General features: G+C 56.5%; 1 protein-coding gene. It reads left to right on the top strand.

Annotated features, from left to right (window positions below; all coding sequences use genetic code 11):
* Window positions 1-421: immunoglobulin-like domain-containing protein (locus KVH01_RS29515; protein ID WP_217883808.1), on the top strand; the 421-nt coding region annotated here is incomplete at both ends.

Genomic DNA, 421 nt, shown 5'->3' with positions numbered 1-421 from the left:
GCTGACCGTGACTCTGGATAACGGCCAAACCATCACTATCGGTGTGAATCAGTCCAGCGGCACTGTTTCGGTCTTGGCACCGGATGATGTGTACAAAGGCGACCAGACTGTCACCACAGCCATCAAAGGCGTCACCGGCGGCGAGCATTTTGAGAACCTGGTTCCAGGAACCGATAAAGTCACCACGACTGTGACTGACACCCCGGGTACCGATAACACCACCACCGTCACACTGACTGCACCAAGCGCTGTCAACGAAGGTGGACAGATCACTTACACCGCGACCTTGAGCAACAAGGCCGGTACTGACGTCACGCTGAAACTCGACAACGGTTCGTCGATCACCATCAAGGCGGGCGACACTGTTGGCACCGTGACTGTCCCGGCGCCTACCGATGACGTGTTCATCGACAAGAGCACT

It is taken from the genome of Pseudomonas khavaziana, from assembly GCF_019145205.1.
Classification (GTDB): Bacteria; Pseudomonadota; Gammaproteobacteria; order Pseudomonadales; family Pseudomonadaceae; genus Aquipseudomonas; species Aquipseudomonas khavaziana.
This window is presented reverse-complemented; position numbering and strand designations above follow the sequence as displayed.